The organism is Paratractidigestivibacter sp., from assembly GCF_052362415.1.
GTDB lineage: Bacteria > Actinomycetota > Coriobacteriia > Coriobacteriales > Atopobiaceae > Paratractidigestivibacter.
Window position 1 is genome coordinate 17,037 of record NZ_DAWEMK010000025.1, and the last position, 557, is coordinate 17,593.

Below are 557 nucleotides of genomic sequence, written 5' to 3' on the forward strand. Positions count from 1 at the left end.
TTGTCGGCCATGGCGCGGGCGTGGTACTTCTCCAGCGCGTCGAGGCGCATCCGGAGCATCCACTCGGGCTCGTCCTTCTTTGCGCTGATGGCGCGGACGATGTCGGGGGTCAGGCCGTCGGCGTAGCGCTCATAGCCCTCCTCGGACTTGGTGAAGTCGTAGAGGGAGCGGTCGACGTCGGCCACCTGCGTGCGCTTCTTTGCGCGCTCTCCGGCCACTTAAGCGTCAGCTCCCTCACGGGCTGCGGGCGCAGCGCCTGCGATACCCTGCTCGGCGGCCTGGCGCTCGAAGCGCTCGAAGCCGTTCTTGTCGATGTCGGCGATGAGGGAGGCGGGGCCCTCGGCGACCATGTGGCCCTTGACCATCACGTGGGTGCGGTCGACCTCGAGGCGCTCGAGGATGCGGGTGTTGTGCGTGATCACGATGAGCGCGCCGTCGCACTGCTCGCGGTAGGCCTCGATGCCGCGGCTGACGACGCCCAGGGCGTCGACGTCGAGGCCCGAGTCGGTCTCGTCGAGGATGGCGAGCTTGGGCTGCAGGAGCAGCAGCTGGAGCAT

General features: G+C 68.4%; 2 pseudogenes. Both read right to left on the minus strand.

Features of this window, described 5'->3' with window-relative positions:
• A pseudogene (locus ACT84W_RS04100) lies at positions 1 to 218 on the minus strand (Fe-S cluster assembly protein SufB); the annotation flags it as partial.
• Positions 219 to 557: pseudogene (locus tag ACT84W_RS04105) on the minus strand (Fe-S cluster assembly ATPase SufC); the annotation flags it as partial.